Below are 19,304 nucleotides of genomic sequence, written 5' to 3' on the forward strand. Positions count from 1 at the left end.
GCGGGGGCGCTTGGACAAGTGCCGCCGTCGGGCGAGGCTATAGCATCACCGCAACAAAATTACCAGTGGCAAAGCCGAACCGGTTTGGCACGGTCCGGCGACGCACTGTTCCACGTGGAACAAGCGCTTGGCCGATCAGTCGCCCGCGCCGGGTTCTGCCGAGAAATGTTCCTCGTACTTTTTCTCGACGCCCTTCCACTTGTCGGCATCGGGCGGCGTCTGATTGTCGTTGCGGGTGACGTTGGGCCATTGCGCCGAGAAGGTCGCGTTCAGCTCCAGCCATTGCTCCAGCCCGGATTCGGTATCGGGCAGGATCGCTTCGGCGGGACATTCGGGCTCGCACACCCCACAGTCGATGCACTCGCTGGGGTTGATGACGAGCATGTTCTCGCCCTCATAGAAGCAGTCGACCGGACACACTTCCACGCAGTCCATGTATTTGCAGCGGATGCAGGCGTCGGTGACGACGTAGGTCATGGGTCGAACAAGCTCCGGGACTATTGCGGTCCCGCGTTATGCCGGGGAACCCGCCCCGTCAACGGGGCTGGACGACCCTGGTTCCAGCAGCGTGTAAAGCGCCTGTACTTCGGACGGGGGACCGCGCCGGACCGGCAGCGCCTCGACCCGCAGCACCCGCACCCGCCCATGAAGCGGAAAGGCGAGGATATTGCCGACCCGCACCGGGCAATGCGCGCGTTCGATGCGGCGGCCGTCGATCCGCAGCATCCCCGCCTCGGCTATCGCCTGCGCCGCGCTGCGGCTTTTGGCGAAGCGGGTGAACCACAGGAACAAGTCGAGGCGGATCGACGGATCGGCGGCGGTGCGCGGCATCAGCGATCGAACGCCAGCCCGGCGAGCGCGCCAAAGGCATTGCCGGGGCGGGCAACCGGCGGCGGGGCAACGCGAACCGGAGCGCGGCGCGGCGGCCCACCCCAACGCCACTGCGGCACGGCATCAACCGGGGCCGCGGGACGAAAGCCGAGCAGCGTCATCAGCGGCGCGATCGTATCGGGCTTCAACCCGATCGAGGTGGCCAGCGCGACGTCGGGGGTGAAGGGCGCCGCACCCTTGCGACTGTCGTGGATCGCGCGCGCGATGCGTTCGAGCAGGTCGACCCGCACCGCCTGCGCACCCAGCCGGCGGAAGCCCCACGCCCCCTGCCCGGCGGGAAGGATACTAGCGCCGACCGGGGCAAGCGGTTCGATCGGCTGCCCGTCGCGCGCCGCGAGCAGCGCCGCGCGCCAGCGAGCGGCGGCGGGGCGGAACAGGCGCGGGTCGAACAGGTCGAGCGTGCCGATGGTGATGCCGGCGCGACGCAGCCGGCGACGGTCATCTGGGTCGAGCGCGTGGGCCATCGTGTCGAACCCGTCGCGCGGAGCGATACCGCCGACCTCGGCCAGCGCGGCGGCGATCGCGCGCAGCGTGCCATTGGCCGCCGGGTCGCGCGACAGCGCGGCAAGCGTGGTGAGCGTCGGCACCTGCCTTGCGCTGCTCGTCGCGACCCATGTGGTCAGCCGGTCGCGGACCTGCCCCTGCGTGTCGCGCGACAGGACGGCAAGGCTGCGGTCGAGCGCGATCACCGGCCGGTCGAGCGTCGGCCCCGGCCCCAGCGTCGCGACGGTCAGACCGTTCCACGTGACGCCCGGCACGCCCCCCGGATCGGCGAGCAGCGCCAGTTCGGCATCGACAGCGACCACCAGTTCGCTGCCGCGTTTGGCGAGTTCCTTCGCCAGCCCTTTTTCGGCAGCGGCGATCAGCAGGCGTTTGTCGGCGACGCGGGTGTCGGGCGACACGTCGAAGCGGAAGCCAGTCAACCGACCAATGTCATGACCATCAACGCTGACCATGCCATCCGGCGCGACGTCGACCGGCAGGTCGGCCGCCCCTGCCCCGATCCTGCGCAGCAGCACCGTCGTCCGTTGATCGACGAACCGCTGGCGCAGGCGGTCGTGCAGCACATCGGACAGCTTTTCCTCGACCGCGCGGGTGCGCGCCGCCCAATGCTCGGGATCGAGCAGCCAGTCGGCACGGTGCGCGATATAGGCCCAGCTTCGCGCGGCGGCGATGCGGCCGGCGATCGTCTCGACATCGCCGTTCATCTGGTCGAGCCGTTGCAGTTCGTCGGCGAACCACTGGTGCGGGATATGCCCCGCCCCCTCGCTCAAATGGCTGAAGATGCGGCCGACGAAGCGGCTGTGCGGGTCCGGCCCTAGCTTGCGGAAATCGGGCACGCCGCACGCCGCCCACAGCCGCCGGACCATCATCGGCGAGCGGGTGCGCGCGCGGACCCAGTCCTCCTCGGCGAGCCGTTTGAGCACGATCAGGTCGATCGCCTGCGGCGCGACGGTCAGCACGGGATGCTGCGGCTTTTCCTCCAGCGAGGCGATGAGCGCGTCGAGGCTGGCGAAATCCGGCTCGCCCCGCCGCCAGTAAAGCCGTTCGAGCGGGGGGATATGATGCCCCTCGATCGCCAGCACTTCCTCGGGCGTAAAGGCGTTCGGCCCTTCCTCGACCAGTGCGCCGAAGCTGCCGTCCTTGTGATGCCGCCCGGCGCGGCCGGCGATCTGCGCCATTTCGGCGACGGTCAGCCGCCGCTGCCGCCGGCCGTCGAACTTGCGCAGCGAAGCGAAGGCGACATGCGCGACGTCGAGGTTCAGCCCCATGCCGATCGCGTCGGTGGCGATCAGATAATCGACCTCGCCCGACTGGAACATCTGCACCTGCGCGTTGCGGGTGCGGGGCGACAGCGCGCCCATCACCACCGCAGCACCACCGCGCATCCGGCGGATCGCCTCGGCCACCGCATAGACTTCCTCGGCGGAGAAGGCGACGATCGCCGAACGACGCGGCAGGCGCGACAGCTTGCGCGCGCCGGCGTAGCTGAGCGTCGAGAAGCGCGGCCGGGTGATGATCTCCGCATCCTTCACCAGCGCGCGGACCATGGGTTTGAGCGCGTCCGAGCCGAGGATCATCGTCTCCTCGCGCCCGCGCGCGCGCAGCAACCGGTCGGTGAAAACATGGCCGCGTTCGGGGTCGGCGCCCAGTTGCGCCTCGTCCAGCGCGACGAACGCCGTCTCGCGCTCCAGCGGCATCGATTCGGCGGTGCAGAGGAACCAGCGCGCCTTGGGCGGCACGATCCGTTCCTCGCCGGTAACGAGCGCGACATTCTCGACGCCCTTCATCGCGACGACGCGGTCATAATTCTCCCGCGCCAGCAGCCGCAGCGGAAAGCCGATCATGCCCGAGGCATGGCCACACATCCGCTCGATCGCGAGATAGGTCTTGCCGGTATTGGTCGGCCCCAGCACCGCAGTGACCGGGCTACGCGCGAACTGACTCATCACCGGTAACATCGGGTCTGTCGGGCGTGCATGCAACGGCTTTCGCGTGCTTTCCCTTTGCCGCTGCGCCGCCACCGCCGGTCGCGATGCGGGGCCCGGTTCATTTGACTTTAAACCATTGCCTTCACAGGAGGAGCATCGGGCCGGGACGGGCGGCCACAGCATGGGATTGGGCCGGCGTGTTCCTGCGCAACGAAGACGGACTGGAACTGGCCGGCGGCACCAGCGCGCTGCGCTTCGGCCGTGCGCCGATCATGGCCGCGCCGCGCGTCGTCGCCGATTGGCGCGCGGCGGCCGAACGCACCGACTGGACCCCCGATCTCGGCGCGGCGATCGGATCGCGCGACTGGTGGCGCGGGCTTGCCACCTGCACCGCGCTGTGCGGCGCGGTCTGGATGCTGGCTCCGTCGCTGCATCAGCCGATCTGGATCGCGGTTCCCACCCCGCTGAGCGACACCGCGCTCGACGAGGCCCGGACATTGTCGTTCGGGGCGAGCGCATTGGGGGCGACCAGCGGGATGCGGATCGCGCCGACCGTGCGGGTCCGGCCGCTGGCCAATACGCCCGAACGGCCGACACTTGAGGCGACCGCGACGCTCGGCAGCGGCCTTGCCGGCACGCTCGAACGATCGGGCGTGGGTGCGGGCGAGGCACGGCAGGTAGCGGCACTGGTCGCCGGCCGCGTCGACCCGGCCGAGCTGTCGCCGGGCACCCGGCTCGACATCACGCTTGGGCGGCGCGACAGCGTGGCGCAGCCGCGTCCGCTCGAACGGCTGGCGTTCCGCGCGCGGTTCGATCTGGCGCTGGACGTGGTGCGCGAGGGCGGCGTGCTGCACCTCGATGCGCGGCCGATCGCGATCGATCATCGGCCGTTGCGGATCCAGGGGCGGGTCGGCGCCAGCCTCTACCGCGCGGCGCGTGCCGCCGGCGCCCCGGTCCGCGCGGTCGAAAGCTATATCAAATCGGTCTCCGGCCTCGTCCCGATGGGGCAGTTGGGACAGGACGACCGTTTCGACCTGATCGTCGAACAGGCGCGCGCCGCCACCGGCGAGGTGCAGTTGGGCGAGTTGTTATACGCCGGGCTGTCGGGGCGGCGCAGCGTGAAGCTGGTCCGCTGGCAGGACGGCGCGCGGACCGAATGGCTCGACCCCGCCGGCGTCGGCGAGCGCAAGGGGGCGATGACGTGGCCGGTGGCGGCGCGCGTCTCGTCCAACTTCGGCTGGCGGGTGCATCCGGTCCTCGGCTTCCGCCGGCTGCACAAGGGCATGGATTTCGCCGCCGCCTATGGCTCGCCGATCCGCGCGACCACCGATGGCGTGGTGGCAACGGCGGGGCGACACGGCGGCTATGGCAATTTCGTCAAGCTGCTCCACGGCGGCGACCTCGCGACCGGCTATGGCCATATGAGCCGCATCGTCGTGCGGCCGGGGATGCGCGTGTCGCAGGGGCAGGTGATCGGCTATGTCGGGTCGACCGGCCTGTCGACCGGGCCGCACCTGCATTATGAATTGTGGCGGCGCGGCGTGCCGATCGATCCGCGTGGCGTGGCGTTCGCGACGGTGCAGCGGCTGTCGGGCGAGGAACTGGCGCGCTTCCGGCGGACGGTGGCGCAGTTGATGGCGCTCTGATCCGTTTCACGTGAACGCCGGGGTGGCGTGCTATCGCCCCTGCGCGCGCCATCGGCGGATGGTCCGTTCGACGATCGCATCCTCGTCGCCCGTCTCGCGCCACAGCGTCGTGAACGACGGATCGGCCGAGGCCGGGCGCAGATGCGGTTCGAGGTCGTCGAACAGGATGCGGATCGGCGTCGCCACCCCCTCCCCCACCGCGATGCACTCGCGGTTGCGCAGCGCCGGAATCGCATCGAGGAAGCCGCGCGCGCCCTCGGGCATCGCCGCGCGGACGAACGCCTGATCGCGTTCGTTGTTGAGCCGCATCGCAAGGATCGTCCCGCATTGCGACAGCACGCCTTCGGCCAGATCGGACGGGCGCTGGGTGATAAGCCCCAGCGAGACGCCGTATTTGCGCCCTTCCTTGGCGATGCGGTTGAGGATGTGCGCGACCGGCGATCCCTCGGCGTTGCGTTCGTTGGGGACGTAGCGGTGCGCCTCCTCGCACACCAGCAGGATCGGGCGACGCGGCTCGTCGCGCGACCATAGCGCATAGTCGAACACGAGGCGGGCGAGCACCGACACGACGACCGAAGTGACTTCGGACGGCATGCCCGACACGTCGACGATCGACACCGGTCGCCCGTCGGCGGGCAGGCGAAACACCCGCTTCAGGAACGCCGCCATCGTATCGGCGACGAGCAATCCCGAGAACATGAAGCCATAGCGCGGGTCGGCGCGGATCTCCTCGATCCGCCCCTTGATGCGCAGATAGGGCGCAGTGTCGCCCGCACGGTTCATCTTGCCCATGTCCTGTTGCAATATCTGGAGCAGGTCGGACAACAGATAGGGGATCGGCGAGTCGACCGTCAGCCGGCCGATGTCCTGCGCCAACCGGTGCCTGGCGCGGGCGGCGAGCAGGCACCGGCCGAGAATATCGGCATCGACCTGCCGTTCGGGGCCGCTGCTGGTCAGGAAGATCTCGCCATGTTCGCGCAGGTCGAGCAGCCAATAGGGCAGTTGCAGGTTGCTCGCGTCGAGCCGCATCCCGCGCTCGCCGAACGCGGCGGCATATTCGCCGTGCGGGTCGACCATCACGATATGCGCCTGCGGATTGGCGTCGCAGATGCGGTGAAGGATCAGCGCCGCCGAGGTCGACTTGCCGGTCCCGGTCGAACCGAGCAGCGCGAAATGCTTGCCGAGCATCGCATCGACATTGAGCATCGCCCGCACGTCGCGCGCGGGATGGACATGGCCGACCGCGACATGGCCCTGATGATCGGCGGCATACAGGCGGCGCAGATCGGTGGTTGTCACCGGATGGACCGGGGTGCCCGGCAGGGGAAAGCGGGTGACGCCGCGACGAAATGCGCCGATCTCCCCGGACAGGTCGTCGCCTTCGCCCATGAAATCGACCTTGGCGACCAGTGCATCGTCGCGTTCGGCAAGCCGCAGCGCGCGGATGCTGGCGATGATCCAGCGCTGGCCGACGCGCATCTTCACCTGCGCGCCGATCTGGCCACCGGCCGCCGTGACCGGATCGCCCTCCCCCGCCAGTGCATGGACCGCCGGCAGATCGAGCAGCAACTGGCTCGCCGAACCGGCGACGTCGAGCACCGCGCCGATGACCGGCGGGTGGCGGGCGGGATCAGGTTCGGAACGCGGCTCCATCCCCGCGTATTGCAATACGCAGGGTTAAGAATTGCGTATCAGATACCTTCGCCGGTCAGCCGCTGACAGACGAGGTCGAGCTGTCCCAGCGTCGAATAGCCGATGGTGATCGCGCCGCCCTTGTCGCCATGGACGATCGATACCTTGAGGCCCAGCACATCGCCCAACTGCCGTTCGAGCGCGCGCAGATCGGCATCGATCGAGCCGTCGTCGGCCGCCAGCGGATCGCGTGGCGGGCGGGGTTTGGCCGGTTCGTCATTCCCCTTGGCCCCGCGCGCGAGCTTTTCGACCTCACGCACCGACAGGCCCTTGGCGACGATGCGCTGGGCAATATCCTCGGCCTCAGGCACGTTGATGAGCGCGCGGGCATGGCCCATGCTGATCCGCTGGTCGCCGAGCATGTCCTGGATCGATCGCGGCAATTCGAGCAGCCGCAGCAGATTGGCGATGTGGCTGCGCGACTTGGCGACCAGATTGGCGAGCACTTCCTGAGTATGGCCGAATTCGTCGATCAGCCGGCGATAGCCCTCGGCCTCCTCGATCGCGGTCAGGTCGCGACGCTGGATATTCTCGACCAGCGCGATTTCCATCGTCTCGGCATCGCTCAGGTCGCGGACGACGACCGGCACCTCGTGCAGCCGGGCGCGTTGCGCCGCGCGCCAGCGACGTTCGCCCGCGACGATCTCATAGCCCTTGCCATGCGGGCGGACGACGATCGGCTGGATGATCCCGCGCGCGGCGATCGACTCCGCCAGTTCGTTCAAGGCAGCTTCGTCGAAGAAACGGCGCGGCTGTCCGGCCATCGGCGTCAGCGCGGTGATCGGCAATTGCCGGACGCCCGCCGCCGGGGTGGTCCCGCTGCGGCCCGCCGCGCCGTCGCCGTCATTGTCGCCGAACAGCGAGCTGAGGCCGCGACCAAGGCCGCCGGCGCGGGGGCGACGCGGGGTCTGGGTATCGTTCATGCCGCTTCCGCCAGTACCGGCAGGCGGGCGATGACTTCACGGGCGAGCGCGATATACGCCTCCGATCCGGCGCAGCGATAATCGTAAATCAGCGCGGGCATGCCGTGGCTCGGCGCTTCGGACAGGCGGACGTTGCGCGGGATCACCGTGTCGAACACGACCTTGCCCAGCACCGCGCGGACATCGTCGCTGACCTGATCGGTCAGGCGGTTGCGCCGGTCGTACATGGTTAGCACGACGCCGAGGATCGACAGGCCGGGGTTGAAGCGGCCGCGGATGCGCTCGACCGTGCTGAGCAACTGGCTCAACCCCTCCAGGGCGAAGAACTCGCATTGCAGCGGCACCAGCAGCGCATGGCTGGCGACCATCGCGTTGACGGTGAGCAGACCGAGTGACGGCGGGCAATCGATCAGGATCACGTCCCAGCGCCCGCCGCTTGCCTCCACCACCCGGTCGAGCCGGTGGGTCCGCGCCTCGAACTCGATCAGTTCGATCTCGGCGCCCGACAGGTCGACGGTGGCGGGCACGATCGACAGGCGCGGCACCTTGGTGGGGATCACCGCTTCGTTGAGCATCATGTCGCCCACCAGCAGATCATAGGTCGAGAATTGCCGGTCGTTGCGGCCAATGCCAAGCCCGGTCGAGGCATTGCCCTGCGGATCGAGGTCGAGGATCAGCACTTCGAGGCCGGTCGCGGCCAGCGCGGTGCCGACGTTGATCGCGGTGGTGGTCTTGCCGACGCCCCCCTTCTGGTTGGCGATCGCGATGCAAATCATGCCTTCTGCACTCCGGTGGCGACCACGATCGACGACGTCGGATCGGTGATGCTGTGTTCCACGTGAAACGTTCCGCGCCAGTCCGCCCGGGCTTCGGCAAGCTCGTCGGCGGCGGCGCGGCCCTTGGGCAAGACCCATAGCGTATCGCGGTTCGCATGCCCAAGGCCGATTGCGAACAACTCGGACAATCGCGCAACCGCCCGCGCGGTGATGATCGCCGCCGGCCGGTCGGCGGGCAGCCGCTCGATCCGCGCCTGATGGACGACGACGTTGGCGAGGCCAAGGTCGCGGGCCATCTCGCCGAGCAGCGCCGCGCGGCGGGCGCGCGGTTCGACCAGCACGACCCGGCGATCGGTAAGGATCGCGGCAACGATGCCGGGGAAGCCCGCACCCGATCCGACGTCGATCCAGCCCCCCGCCCCGGCCCCATCCGTTAGCGGAACCAGTTGTGCGGAGTCGAGCAGGTGGCGTTGCCAGATCTGCGGGATGGTCGAGGCGGCGATCAGATTCTGCCCGGCGGTTTCGGCAACGATGCGCCCGGCGAAGGCGGCCAGTGTCGCCATCCGATCCGCGCCGAACCGCGCGGCGATCCACGCGCGGGCGTCGTCCTCGCTCATGCCGCGATCCTCTGGCCACGATGGTGGAGCAGGATCGCGACCAGCGCGGCCGGCGTCACGCCCTGCACCCGGCTGGCGGCGGCGAGCGTCTCGGGCTGGGCCGTGGTCAGGCGTTCGATCATCTCGTTCGACAGACCCGGCACGCGCCCGAACGGAAAGTCGCGCGGCAGGACGACATGATCCTCGCGCGCCGCGACCAGTTCGGCCGACTGGCGTTCGAGATAGGGAGCGTAGCGCGCATCCTCGATCAGTTCGCCCAGCACATCGTCCTGTTCGGCAATCCCGAGATGCGCCGGGGTGACACCATGGACCAGCAGCCAGTCGGTGCCGCTGCGCTGATCGGTCCCGCCAACCGGGGCACCGGCCGCCTGCAACGCGGCGGCACCATAGCGCCGGTCGAGCCGGGTCTGGAGCGCGGCGCGACGGTCGGCGCGGTCACGGTTGTAGGCCAGTCGCTCGGCCGACAACAGTCCGACCTGTTCGGCCAATCCGCCCAGCCGGGTCGTGGCATTGTCCGACCGCAGGCGCAGGCGATATTCGGCGCGTGCGGTCATCATGCGATAGGGTTCGGACACGCCCTGCAAGACGAGGTCGTCGATCATCACCCCGATATAGCTCGACGCGCGATCGAGGATCAGCGGATCGAGGCCCAGCGCCTGCGCGGCGGCATTGGCCCCGGCGACCAGCCCCTGCCCGCCCGCTTCCTCATAGCCGGTCGTACCGTTGATCTGCCCGGCGAAATACAGCCCGGCCAGCGCGCGCAACCCCAGCGTCGCATCGAGCGCGCGCGGATCGATATAGTCATACTCGACGGCATAGCCCGGCGTTTCGACGACCACCGCTTCCAGCCCGGCGACGCTGCGCAGCATCGCCACCTGCACATCGGTCGGCAGCGAGGTCGACACGCCGTTGGGATAGACGAGGTGGGTGTCGAGCCCTTCGGGTTCGAGGAATATCTGATGCCCGTCGCGATCACCGAAGCGGTGGACCTTGTCCTCGATCGACGGGCAGTAGCGCGGCCCCCGCCCCTCGATCGACCCGGAGAACAGCGGCGAGCGATCGAGCCCGGCGCGAATGATGTCATGCGTCCGCGCCGTCGTTCGGGCGATGGCACAGGCGAGTTGCGGCAGCCGCCGGGCGGGATCGCTCAGCGGCGACATCGTCCAGACATCGGCGTCGGACGGCTGTTCGGGCAGCGCCGCCCAATCGATTGTCCGCCCGTCGAGCCGGGGCGGCGTGCCCGTCTTGAGCCGGGCGATCGGCAGCGACAGGTCGCGCAACTGTTGCCCGAGCCGGGTCGCGGCACGTTCGCCAATGCGGCCACCAACCGATCGCTCGTCGCCGCGAAACATCGTCCCGCCGAGGAACGTGCCGGTCGCCAGCACGACCGCGCTCGCCGCGATCACCGTACCGTCGGCGAGTTCGACCCCGGTCACGCGGTCGCCGGCAACAGTCAGCGCGACACTGTCCCCGGCGATGATCGTGAGGCTGGGATGGGCGAGCAGCGCCTTGACCGCGGCGGCATAGCGCACCCGGTCGGCCTGGATACGCGGCCCCTGCACCGCCGCGCCTTTCGAGCGGTTGAGCATGCGATGATGGATCGCCGCCCCATCCGCAGCCTGCGCCATCAGCCCGCCGAGCGCGTCGATTTCACGGACGATATGGCCCTTGCCCAGACCGCCGATCGCCGGGTTGCACGACATCGCCCCGATCCGGTCGGGCATGAAATCAATGAGCGCGGTTCGTGCCCCACGCCGCGCGGCCGCTGCCGCCGCTTCGGTGCCGGCATGGCCGCCACCGACGATCACTACGTCAAAAGTCATGCTATCTCGTCGTTCCACGTGGAACATCATTTCCCGATACAGAAGCGCCCGAACAGTGCGTCGAGCATTGCCTCGGTCGCCTGTTGTCCTGTCAATGCTGCAAAGCCGTTAAGAACATAGCGCAGTTCCTCGGCGATCAACAGCGGGTCGCGCTGGGCCGCCGCACGGTGCAACGCGGCCGCAGCGTGCGCGGCATGCGATGCCTGACGCCGGTTGAGCGCAAGGTCGTCGATCGCGGGAAGCAGCGCGCGTGCGGCATCGGCGAGTGCGGTCCACAAGGCATCGATCCCCTCGCCGCTATGCGCCGAGACGGCAAGCCGCCCTGCCCCGCCCGGCCGACCGGGCAGGTCGGCGCGCGGGCACAGCGCGATGACATGGGCGTGGTCGGGCGGCGTATCGTCGCCAAGCCAGACGAGAATATCCGCCGCCGCGATCGACCGGGCGGCACGGTCGATGCCGATCGCCTCGATCGCGTCGTCGGTCGCCTCGCGCAGGCCGGCGGTGTCGAGGAACAGCCACGCGATGCCGCCGCGCGTCACCGGCGTTTCGATCACGTCGCGCGTCGTCCCGGCGATTGGCGATACGATCGCCGCCTCGCGACCGATCAGCGTGTTGAGCAAGGTCGACTTGCCGGCATTGGGCGGCCCGGCCAGCACGACGCGGATACCGTCGCGCAACCGTTCGACCGGCGGCGCGGCGAGGACGGTATCGATCGCGCGGGCAAGGTCGGCGGCATCGTGGCGAACACCGTCGATCACCGCGTCGCCGGCATCGACATCATCCTCGTCGCCATGATCGAGCACCGCCTCGACCGTCGCCGACAGTCGCGTCGCGGTCGCGGTCCAGTCGGCGACCTGCCGCCGCAGCCGCCCGCCGCTGGTGTCGATCGCGATCCGCCGCTGCGCTTCGGTTTCGGCCGACAGCAGATCGGCAAGCCCCTCGGCTTCGGTCAGGTCGATCCGACCATGCGCCAGCGCGCGGCGGGTGAACTCGCCGGGGAGCGCCGCGCGCAATCCCGGTTGCGCGGCGAGTACCCGCTCGACCGCGTCGACCACCGCGCGTCCGCCGTGCAGGTGCAGTTCGACCAGATCCTCGCCGGTCGCGGTCGCCGGACCGGGAAACACCAGCACCAGCGCCCGGTCGAGCAGCCGGCCATCGCCGGGATCGCGCAGGTCACGCACCCCGGCGCGGCGCGGCGGTGGGAGCTTGCCCGCCAAGACGCCGGCGGCGGCGATCGCGCTCCCCCCCGATAGTCGCAGCACCGCGATCGCGGCGGGCGGGCGGCCGCTCGATACCGCGAAGATCGTGGTCGTCATGTCACCCGCCGCGCGCGGCGCTCTCGAACATCTTGCGCCAGAAATTGATGCCCGCCTCGCCCATCGGTGCCCAGCTCCGCATCATCTGGTCGAGCATCTCGGGGCTGGCGCCCTTCTCCATCGTGTCGGTCAGCATGCCGATGTAACGGTCATGCACTGGCGTGAAATCGGGCAGCCCCATCGCACGCCGCGCTTCCTCGGGCGTGCAGTCGACGGTGAGGTTGATCTTCATGGGGTCCCCCGGGTTTGATGTGCTGAGATAGGAATAGGGGCGAATGGGTTGAAATGCGAGAACGCCCGCGCTTCCGGTGCGGGAAGTACGGGCGTTCTTGGCGTTCTGGCGGACATGGGCGAAGCCCATGTCGTCGGTCGGGCTTTTTGCCCGCCGGCCAGATCGATGCGACTCCTGCGGCGGCACGCCGCAGGGCGCATTCGATCACTGGTTCATGCTGTCGAAGAAATCCTCGTTGGTCTTCGAATTCTTCATCTTGTCGAGCAGGAACTCCATCGCGTCGACGGTGCCCATCTGCATCAGGATACGGCGCAGCACCCACATCTTGGAGAGCTTGGTCTTGTCGACCAGCAGCTCTTCCTTGCGCGTGCCCGACTTGCCGACGTCGAGTGCCGGGAAGACGCGCTTGTCCGCCACCTTGCGGTCGAGGACGATTTCCGAGTTGCCGGTGCCCTTGAACTCTTCGAAGATCACTTCGTCCATGCGGCTGCCGGTATCGATCAGTGCCGTCGCGATGATCGACAGCGAGCCGCCCTCCTCAATGTTGCGCGCCGCGCCGAAGAAGCGCTTGGGCCGCTGCAACGCATTGGCATCGACGCCGCCGGTCAGCACCTTGCCCGACGATGGCACGACGGTGTTGTAGGCGCGGCCGAGGCGGGTGATCGAATCGAGCAGGATCACGACGTCACGCTTGTGCTCGACGAGGCGCTTGGCCTTTTCAATCACCATTTCCGCCACCTGGACGTGGCGCTGCGCCGGTTCGTCGAAGGTCGAGGAGACGACCTCGCCCTTCACGCTGCGCTGCATGTCGGTGACTTCTTCCGGCCGCTCGTCGATCAGCAGGACAATCAGGAACACCTCGGGATGATTGTCGGTGATCGCCTTCGCCATGTTCTGCAACATGACGGTCTTGCCGACGCGCGGCGGCGCGACGATCAGCGTGCGCTGGCCCTTGCCCTGCGGACTGACGATGTCGATGACCCGCGCCGACTTGTCCTTGATCGTCGGATCGAGCTGATCCAGCGTCAGCTTCGATTCGGGATAGAGCGGGGTCAGATTGTCGAAATTGACGCGGTGGCGCACCGCATCGGGATCGTCGAAATTGACCGACACCAGCTTGGTCAGCGCGAAATAGCGTTCGCCGTCCTTGGGCGCGCGGACCTCACCCTCGACCGTGTCGCCGGTGCGCAGCCCATGTTTGCGGACCTGGTTGGGCGAGATGTAGATGTCGTCGGGGCCGGCGAGATAATTCGCCTCGGGGCTGCGCAGGAAGCCGAAGCCGTCCTGGAGCACCTCGATCGTGCCGACGCCCATGATCTGCTCGCCGTTTTCGGCGCGCGCCTTCAGGATCGCGAACATCAGATCCTGTTTGCGCATCGTCGACGCGCCTTCGACCCCCAGTTCCTCGGCCATCGAGACGAGGTCGGCGGGGGCATGTTTCTTGAGGTCTTTGAGGTGCATCGGAAGCGAGGTCCAGATCAGCGGTAGAAGGGCAAGGTCGGCAGCGAGGCGGACACGAGCGGCTGGGACGGGCGCACCGAGGACCGGGCACCGTTGGACGGGAAGTAGGTCCGGCGGCGAATCAAGTCAAGTAAGCCTCACGGTCCGGCGTCGATTCCCGCCGCCCTTCAGAACGGCTTCACCACCGCCAGCACCACCGCCGCGATCGCCGCCAGCGCGGGCAGTTCGTTAGCGAGGCGCAACTGGCGCGGGGTCAGCGTCGGCCGCCCCGCCGCCAGCTTCCTCGCATAGCCGACCGCCCAGCCATGATAGCCGGTGAGCAGCACCACGACGAGCAGCTTGGCATGGAGCCAGCCCAGTCCCGCCCCGCCGTCGAACAGCCCGACATTGGCGGCAAGCACCAGTCCCAGCGTCCAGACGATGACCATCGCCGGCGTCAGGATCATCCGCCGCAACAGCGCCTCGCGCTTGATCCAGCGCGGCGGCTCGGCCGGGTCGGCCAAGCCCTCCTGATGATGCACCAGATAGCGCGGCAGCATGAACAGCCCCGCCATCCAGAAGATGACGAACACGACATGCGCCGCCTTCACCCAGAGATAGGCGCCGCCGAGGAACCCACTCATCCGCGCACCCGGCCCACGAGGCGTTCGACATGCGCGATCGGCGTATCCTGCTGGATACCGTGGCCGAGGTTGAAGACATGCGGCCGGTCTGGGAAAGCGGCGAGCACCCGGTCGACTCCGGCATCGAGCGCCTCGCCCCCGGCGATCAACAGCAACGGGTCGAGATTGCCCTGCACCGGCAGGCCAACCGGCAGCACGCCGTTCGCCCAGACCGGATCGACCGTCTCGTCGAGGCCGATCGCATCGACCCCCGTCTCGCGGGCATAGGCGGCGAGCTTGCCGCCCGCGCCCTTGGGAAAGCCGATCACCGGCACGCCGGGGCGCGCCGCGTGCAGCTTCGCGGCAAGCCGCGCGGTGGGGGCGATCACCCACGCCTCGAACTGCTGCGGCGAGAGGCTCCCCGCCCAGCTATCGAACAACTGCACCGCCTCGACCCCGGCATCGATCTGGCCGAGCAGATAGGTGAAGGTCGCCGCCTCGATCGCGGCGATCAGCGCGCCGAACGCCGCCGGGTCAGCATGGGCGAAACGGCGGGTGGCCGCCTGTTCCTTCGATCCCTGTCCCGCGACCATATAGGTGGCGACAGTCCACGGCGATCCGGCGAAGCCGAGGAAGGTGACGCCCGGCGGCAGCATCGCCGCCACCTGCCGCACCGTTTCGTACACCGGGTCGAGCCGTTCGGGTGCGCGGGTCAGCGCATCCACCGCCGCATCGACCAGCGGCGGGGCGAGCCGTGGCCCCTCGCCCGCCTCGAACCACAGATCCTGTCCCAGCGCGTGCGGGATGACGAGGATGTCGCTGAACAGGATCGCGCCGTCGAAGCCGAACCGGCGCAACGGCTGCACCGTCACCTCTGCGGCGGCGGCGCTGTCGTGGACGAGCTGGAGGAAACCGCCCTTCTCGGCCCGGAGCGCGCGATATTCGGGAAGATACCGCCCGGCCTGGCGCATGAGCCACAGCGGGGGACGCTCCTGTCGCTGGCCGAGCAGGGTCGAAAGGAGCGGTTTGGGGGAAATCGGAACGGACAGCGTCATGTCTCCACTACAGAGATAGGAATCTAGAAAGGTGGTTGAAGTGGTTGGGCGGTGGACAACGGGGCTTATGGTGGATTGCCCACAATGCCAACAGATTGACTCATCGCTGAATCGCGCAAAGCCCGCGATTCCGGTTTCATGATTCACATTATCCACAGCCTGTGGATAACTTTTGGGCCTGTGTCGGGTTTGTGGATCGCCTGTGGATAACTTCCGACTTATCCACAGCTTCCCGAGAGACCCGGGTTACGCTAGCGGTTTCCCCCGCGTTATCCACAGGCTTGTCCACACGGGGTCCCCATGCGCCTGCACCTCCATCTCCTGTCCGATTCCACCGGTGAGACGCTGGAGAACATCGCCAAGGCCGCGCTCGCCCAGTTCGACGATGTCGAGACGATGCGCCATTTCTGGCCGATGGTGCGCTCCGAGACGCATCTGGAGCGGATCCTCGCGGAGATCGCGGTCAATCCGGGACTGGTGCTCTACACCCTGGTCAATCCCGCCATCCGCCGGATGCTAGAGGCGCGCTGCGCCGCACTGGGCCTGCCGATCGTCGCGCCGATGGATGCGGTCAGCACCGCGCTCTCCAGCCTGCTGGGACAGGAAGCGAAGGCGCGGCCGGGGCGGCAGCACAGCCTCGACGCCGCCTATTTCGCCCGCGTCGATGCGATCCAGTGGACCATCGCCCATGATGACGGCATCGCGTCGGAGGATTGGGAAGAGGCCGACATCGTGCTGGCCGGCGTGTCGCGATCGTCCAAGACGCCGACCTCGATCTATCTCGCCAATCGCGGCTACAAGACCGCCAATATCCCGGTCGTGGTCGAAAGCCCGCCGCCACGCATCCTGTTCGGGCTGAAGAACCCGCTGGTGGTCGGGCTGACGACCAGCGCCGACCGGCTGATCGCGATCCGGCGCAACCGGCTGCTGTCGCTCAACCAGATGCCCGACACCGATTATGTCGAACAGGATGCGGTGACGCGCGAACTGTCCTTTGCACGGCGGATGTTCGCCGATAACGGCTGGCCGGTGATCGACGTCACCCGCCGCTCGATCGAGGAGACGGCGGCGGCGATCATCACCCTGTGCAACGACCGCCGGATGGAGAAACCCGCTTGATCGTCCTCGCCTCGCAAAGCGCCGCCCGCCGCTCGATGCTGGACGCGGCCGGCATTCCGCACGATGCGATCCCCAGCGGACTGGACGAGGATGCGGCCAAGGCCGCGCTCGCCGCCGAGGCACTCAAACCCCGCGACCTCGCCGATGCGCTGGCGGAGATGAAGGCGCTGCGCTGCGCCACGCGGGTGCCCGGCACGATCGTGCTGGGATCGGATTCGGTCGTGGCGCTGGCCGACGGGACGGTGCTCGACAAGCCGCTCGACCGCGCCGATGCTGCGCAGCATTTGCGCAAGCTGGCCGGCGGGCGGCACGACCTGTTCAGTGCCGCCGTCATCGTCGAGGGCGGCCGGCCGGTGTGGCGGCATGTTGGCCATGCGAAGCTGACCGTGCGGCCGATGAGCGATGCCTTCATCGAGACCTATCTCGACGCCGAATGGCCGGCGATCGCCGGCTGCGTCGGGTGTTTCCGTATCGAGGGTGCAGGCGTGCAGTTGTTCGACCGGATCGATGGCGATCACTGGACGATCCTCGGCCTGCCGCTGCTCGAACTGATGCGCTTCTTGCGCCAACGGGGAATGCTGCCGTCATGACACCCTATGCCGAGGTGATCGGCGATCCGATCGCCCAGTCCAAATCGCCGTTGATCCATGGCTTCTGGCTGAAACAACTGGGCATCGACGCCGGTTATCGCGCGACCCACGTCCCGCCCGAGAAGCTCGGCGAGTATTTCGCCGAGCGCCGCGCCGATCCGGCATGGCGCGGCTGCAACGTCACCGTGCCGCACAAGCTCGCCGCGCTCGACCATGTCGCCGATCCGGGCGACGTGCGCGGATCGATCGGCGCGATCAACACCGTGTTCCGCGGCGACGGCGGCGACTGGATCGGCACCAATACCGATGCGGCGGGCTTCCACGCGCCGATCGCCGGGCTGGACCTTGGCGCCAAGCCGGTGGTGGTGATCGGTGCCGGTGGTGCTGCGCGCGCGATCCTGTTCGCGCTGTCGAAGCTCGGCGTCGGGCGGGTGACGATCCTCAATCGCAACGTGCTGAAGGCCGCCGGGCTGCTCGCGAGCTTTGGGTTGAAGGGCGACGCGCTGCCGCTGACCGCGCCGCTGCCGGCGGCGAAACTGCTGGTCAACGCCAGCACGCTCGGCATGACCGGCCAGCCGCCGTTGACGATCGACCTGACCCCCCTGCCCGACGATGCCGTCGTGTATGACGCGGTCTATGCGCCGATCGAAACGCCGCTGCTGGCGCAGGCACACGATCGCGGGCTCGATACCGTCGACGGCCTCGAGATGCTGGTCGGACAGGCGGCGCTGGCGTTCGAGCTGTTCTTCGGGGTCGCGCCACCGCGCGACCGCGACGATGAATTGCGGGCAGCGCTGTTGAAGTGAGCGGACGGCGTCCGTTCGTCCTCGGCCTGACCGGATCGATCGGCATGGGCAAGTCCACCGTCGCCACGATGTTTCGCGACCTCGGCGTACCGGTGTTCGACGCCGATGCGACGGTGCATGCGCTGCAGGGACCGGGCGGCGCGCTGCTCCCGGCGATCGAGGCGGCGTTTGCGGGAACGACCGGACCCGCCGGAGTCGATCGCCCGGCACTCCGCGCTGCGATCTTCGGCGACGCCGACCAGCGGCGACAGCTCGAATCGATCGTCCACCCGGCGGTCGCCGAAGCGCGGCAAGCGTTCCTGCGCGATCACGCCGCCGCACCACTGGTCGTGCTCGACGTGCCGCTGCTGTTCGAGACGGGGGGCGAGCGATATTGCGACGCGGTGGCGGTGGTGTCGGCCGACGAGTCGGTTCAGCGCGCCCGCGTCCTCGCCCGGCCGGGCATGACGCAGGCGACCTTCGCCGCGATTCGCGCCAGCCAGATGGCCGATGCCGAAAAACGGGCGCGTGCGACCCATATGATCGATACCGGCACGACGCTGGACGCAACCCGGGCGCAGGTCGCCGCGCTCGTCGCTTGCATGGGGGCGGGGGAAGGCGGATAAGGTGCGGATGCGCGAGATCGTGTTCGATACCGAAACCACGGGGTTCAAATTTTCGGAAGGCGACCGGCTGGTCGAGATCGGTTGCGTCGAACTGGTCAACCGGGTGGAGACGGGCGCGGTCTATCACGCCTATTTCAATCCGGGCCGATCGATGCCCGCCGAGGCGCAGGCGGTCCACGGCCTGTCCGATGCGTTCCTCGCCGACAAGCCGGCGTTCCATACCGCGATCGACGATCTGCTGGCGTTTCTGGGCGACGCGCCGCTGATCGCGCACAACGCCAATTTCGACATGGGCTTCCTGAACGGCGAGCTGAAGGCGGCCGGTCGCCAGCCGGTCGCGATGCAGCGGATGGTCGATACGCTCGCCATCGCCCGCAGCCGCCATCCCGGCGCCAAGCACACGCTCGACGCGCTGTGCAGCCGGTTCGGCATCGATCGCAGCCGCCGCGTGCTGCACGGCGCGCTGCTCGACGCGCAACTGCTCTCGCAGGTCTATGTCGAGCTGATGGGCGGGCGGCAGATCGGCTTCGGGCTGGATGCCGCGCCGGCGACGACCATGGCGGAGACGGCCGGGGCACCCGTGCCCGCCGCCGCGCCGGTGCGGCCGCCGCGCGATTTCGCACCGAGCGAGGCCGAACTGGTCGCGCATGCCGCTTTTATCGCCACGCTCAAGGAGCCGTTATGGGGCCAGTCCGCCCCTTAAGGCGTTGATGCCCCC

Annotated in this window: 19 protein-coding genes; 6 read left to right on the forward strand and 13 right to left on the reverse strand. The window is 68.5% G+C overall.

Going from position 1 to position 19,304, the window contains the following annotated elements:
* Window positions 1-135 precede the first annotated feature (135 nt).
* The 3 genes from fdxA to LRA89_RS13805 are packed head-to-tail and all read right to left on the reverse strand — an operon-like array spanning window position 136 to window position 3,341.
* Window positions 136-477, reverse strand: coding sequence for a ferredoxin FdxA (gene fdxA / locus LRA89_RS13795; protein ID WP_055762052.1), 342 nt, complete (start codon window positions 475-477; stop codon window positions 136-138).
* A gap of 36 nt (window positions 478-513) precedes the next feature.
* Window positions 514-831: an RNA-binding S4 domain-containing protein gene (locus tag LRA89_RS13800; protein ID WP_056498211.1), complete on the reverse strand. Its 318-nt coding sequence runs from the start codon at window positions 829-831 to the stop codon at window positions 514-516.
* Window positions 831-3,341, reverse strand: a complete 2,511-nt coding sequence (locus LRA89_RS13805) for a helicase-related protein (RefSeq protein WP_230771059.1) — start codon at window positions 3,339-3,341, stop codon at window positions 831-833. Before LRA89_RS13805 ends, LRA89_RS13800 begins: the two co-directional genes overlap by 1 nt.
* Before the next feature lie 179 nt (window positions 3,342-3,520).
* Between LRA89_RS13805 and LRA89_RS13810 the strand changes: the two genes are divergently transcribed.
* A complete protein-coding gene (locus LRA89_RS13810; RefSeq protein ID WP_230771061.1) occupies window positions 3,521-4,969 on the forward strand; it encodes a M23 family metallopeptidase in 1,449 nt (482 codons plus the stop codon).
* 30 nt (window positions 4,970-4,999) lie between these two features.
* Here LRA89_RS13810 and LRA89_RS13815 read toward each other — a convergent pair whose 3' ends face one another.
* The 10 genes from LRA89_RS13815 to hemE all read right to left on the reverse strand — a co-directional run bounded on the left by LRA89_RS13815 (window position 5,000) and on the right by hemE (window position 15,466).
* On the reverse strand, window positions 5,000-6,622 hold the full coding sequence (locus tag LRA89_RS13815; protein ID WP_230771063.1) for an ATP-binding protein: 1,623 nt from the start codon (window positions 6,620-6,622) through the stop codon (window positions 5,000-5,002).
* A 38-nt stretch (window positions 6,623-6,660) separates the two neighbouring features.
* Window positions 6,661-7,584, reverse strand: coding sequence for a ParB/RepB/Spo0J family partition protein (locus LRA89_RS13820; protein WP_055762064.1), 924 nt, complete (start codon window positions 7,582-7,584; stop codon window positions 6,661-6,663).
* Window positions 7,581-8,360: a ParA family protein gene (locus LRA89_RS13825; RefSeq protein WP_055762066.1), complete on the reverse strand. Its 780-nt coding sequence runs from the start codon at window positions 8,358-8,360 to the stop codon at window positions 7,581-7,583. Before LRA89_RS13825 ends, LRA89_RS13820 begins: the two co-directional genes overlap by 4 nt.
* A complete protein-coding gene (rsmG, locus tag LRA89_RS13830) occupies window positions 8,357-8,977 on the reverse strand; it encodes a 16S rRNA (guanine(527)-N(7))-methyltransferase RsmG (protein WP_230771065.1) in 621 nt (206 codons plus the stop codon). The genes LRA89_RS13825 and rsmG overlap by 4 nt, the downstream gene beginning before the upstream one ends.
* Window positions 8,974-10,800, reverse strand: a complete 1,827-nt coding sequence (gene mnmG, locus LRA89_RS13835) for a tRNA uridine-5-carboxymethylaminomethyl(34) synthesis enzyme MnmG (RefSeq protein ID WP_230771067.1) — start codon at window positions 10,798-10,800, stop codon at window positions 8,974-8,976. The genes rsmG and mnmG overlap by 4 nt, the downstream gene beginning before the upstream one ends.
* Before the next feature lie 26 nt (window positions 10,801-10,826).
* Window positions 10,827-12,116, reverse strand: a complete 1,290-nt coding sequence (gene mnmE / locus LRA89_RS13840; protein ID WP_230771069.1) for a tRNA uridine-5-carboxymethylaminomethyl(34) synthesis GTPase MnmE — start codon at window positions 12,114-12,116, stop codon at window positions 10,827-10,829.
* A 1-nt stretch (window position 12,117) separates the two neighbouring features.
* Entirely contained in the window at window positions 12,118-12,348 is a 231-nt protein-coding gene (locus LRA89_RS13845) for a DUF6489 family protein (protein ID WP_055762078.1), read from the reverse strand.
* Window positions 12,349-12,552: 204 nt separating this feature from the next.
* The gene (gene rho / locus LRA89_RS13850) at window positions 12,553-13,809 is read right to left on the reverse strand and encodes a transcription termination factor Rho (protein ID WP_055762081.1); all 1,257 of its coding nucleotides are present in this window, start codon (window positions 13,807-13,809) and stop codon (window positions 12,553-12,555) included.
* Window positions 13,810-13,976: 167 nt separating this feature from the next.
* The gene (locus LRA89_RS13855; protein WP_230771071.1) at window positions 13,977-14,432 is read right to left on the reverse strand and encodes a CopD family protein; all 456 of its coding nucleotides are present in this window, start codon (window positions 14,430-14,432) and stop codon (window positions 13,977-13,979) included.
* On the reverse strand, window positions 14,429-15,466 hold the full coding sequence (gene hemE, locus LRA89_RS13860) for a uroporphyrinogen decarboxylase (RefSeq protein ID WP_230771073.1): 1,038 nt from the start codon (window positions 15,464-15,466) through the stop codon (window positions 14,429-14,431). Before hemE ends, LRA89_RS13855 begins: the two co-directional genes overlap by 4 nt.
* A gap of 300 nt (window positions 15,467-15,766) precedes the next feature.
* Between hemE and LRA89_RS13865 the strand changes: the two genes are divergently transcribed.
* Genes LRA89_RS13865 through dnaQ form a run of 5 tightly spaced genes read left to right on the forward strand, consistent with a single transcriptional unit; the run spans window position 15,767 to window position 19,289 of the window.
* A complete protein-coding gene (locus tag LRA89_RS13865; RefSeq protein WP_055762093.1) occupies window positions 15,767-16,585 on the forward strand; it encodes a pyruvate, water dikinase regulatory protein in 819 nt (272 codons plus the stop codon).
* Complete coding sequence (locus LRA89_RS13870) at window positions 16,582-17,175, forward strand: Maf family protein (RefSeq protein WP_268934923.1); 594 nt, start codon at window positions 16,582-16,584, stop codon at window positions 17,173-17,175. The genes LRA89_RS13865 and LRA89_RS13870 overlap by 4 nt, the downstream gene beginning before the upstream one ends.
* A complete protein-coding gene (locus LRA89_RS13875; protein WP_230771075.1) occupies window positions 17,172-17,981 on the forward strand; it encodes a shikimate dehydrogenase family protein in 810 nt (269 codons plus the stop codon). The genes LRA89_RS13870 and LRA89_RS13875 overlap by 4 nt, the downstream gene beginning before the upstream one ends.
* Window positions 17,978-18,586, forward strand: a complete 609-nt coding sequence (gene coaE / locus LRA89_RS13880; RefSeq protein WP_268934924.1) for a dephospho-CoA kinase — start codon at window positions 17,978-17,980, stop codon at window positions 18,584-18,586. The genes LRA89_RS13875 and coaE overlap by 4 nt, the downstream gene beginning before the upstream one ends.
* Before the next feature lie 7 nt (window positions 18,587-18,593).
* Entirely contained in the window at window positions 18,594-19,289 is a 696-nt protein-coding gene (dnaQ, locus tag LRA89_RS13885; protein ID WP_230771235.1) for a DNA polymerase III subunit epsilon, read from the forward strand.
* Window positions 19,290-19,304 lie beyond the last annotated feature (15 nt).

This window comes from Sphingomonas sp. Leaf4 (assembly GCF_920939515.1).
GTDB lineage: Bacteria > Pseudomonadota > Alphaproteobacteria > Sphingomonadales > Sphingomonadaceae > Sphingomonas.

What these genes read in the sequence shown, in the direction of transcription:
- hemE (WP_230771073.1), bottom strand. Translation starts at nt 15,466, where the DNA reads ATGACGCTGTCCGTTCCGATTTCCCCCAAACCGCTCCTTTCGACCCTG.
- fdxA (WP_055762052.1), bottom strand. Translation starts at nt 477, where the DNA reads ATGACCTACGTCGTCACCGACGCCTGCATCCGCTGCAAATACATGGAC.
- LRA89_RS13820 (WP_055762064.1), bottom strand. Translation starts at nt 7,584, where the DNA reads ATGAACGATACCCAGACCCCGCGTCGCCCCCGCGCCGGCGGCCTTGGT.
- LRA89_RS13825 (WP_055762066.1), bottom strand. Translation starts at nt 8,360, where the DNA reads ATGATTTGCATCGCGATCGCCAACCAGAAGGGGGGCGTCGGCAAGACC.
- LRA89_RS13800 (WP_056498211.1), bottom strand. Translation starts at nt 831, where the DNA reads ATGCCGCGCACCGCCGCCGATCCGTCGATCCGCCTCGACTTGTTCCTG.
- mnmG (WP_230771067.1), bottom strand. Translation starts at nt 10,800, where the DNA reads ATGACTTTTGACGTAGTGATCGTCGGTGGCGGCCATGCCGGCACCGAA.
- rsmG (WP_230771065.1), bottom strand. Translation starts at nt 8,977, where the DNA reads ATGAGCGAGGACGACGCCCGCGCGTGGATCGCCGCGCGGTTCGGCGCG.
- LRA89_RS13845 (WP_055762078.1), bottom strand. Translation starts at nt 12,348, where the DNA reads ATGAAGATCAACCTCACCGTCGACTGCACGCCCGAGGAAGCGCGGCGT.
- rho (WP_055762081.1), bottom strand. Translation starts at nt 13,809, where the DNA reads ATGCACCTCAAAGACCTCAAGAAACATGCCCCCGCCGACCTCGTCTCG.
- LRA89_RS13865 (WP_055762093.1), top strand. Translation starts at nt 15,767, where the DNA reads ATGCGCCTGCACCTCCATCTCCTGTCCGATTCCACCGGTGAGACGCTG.
- LRA89_RS13805 (WP_230771059.1), bottom strand. Translation starts at nt 3,341, where the DNA reads ATGAGTCAGTTCGCGCGTAGCCCGGTCACTGCGGTGCTGGGGCCGACC.
- LRA89_RS13815 (WP_230771063.1), bottom strand. Translation starts at nt 6,622, where the DNA reads ATGGAGCCGCGTTCCGAACCTGATCCCGCCCGCCACCCGCCGGTCATC.
- LRA89_RS13855 (WP_230771071.1), bottom strand. Translation starts at nt 14,432, where the DNA reads ATGAGTGGGTTCCTCGGCGGCGCCTATCTCTGGGTGAAGGCGGCGCAT.
- dnaQ (WP_230771235.1), top strand. Translation starts at nt 18,594, where the DNA reads ATGCGCGAGATCGTGTTCGATACCGAAACCACGGGGTTCAAATTTTCG.
- LRA89_RS13875 (WP_230771075.1), top strand. Translation starts at nt 17,172, where the DNA reads ATGACACCCTATGCCGAGGTGATCGGCGATCCGATCGCCCAGTCCAAA.
- mnmE (WP_230771069.1), bottom strand. Translation starts at nt 12,116, where the DNA reads ATGACGACCACGATCTTCGCGGTATCGAGCGGCCGCCCGCCCGCCGCG.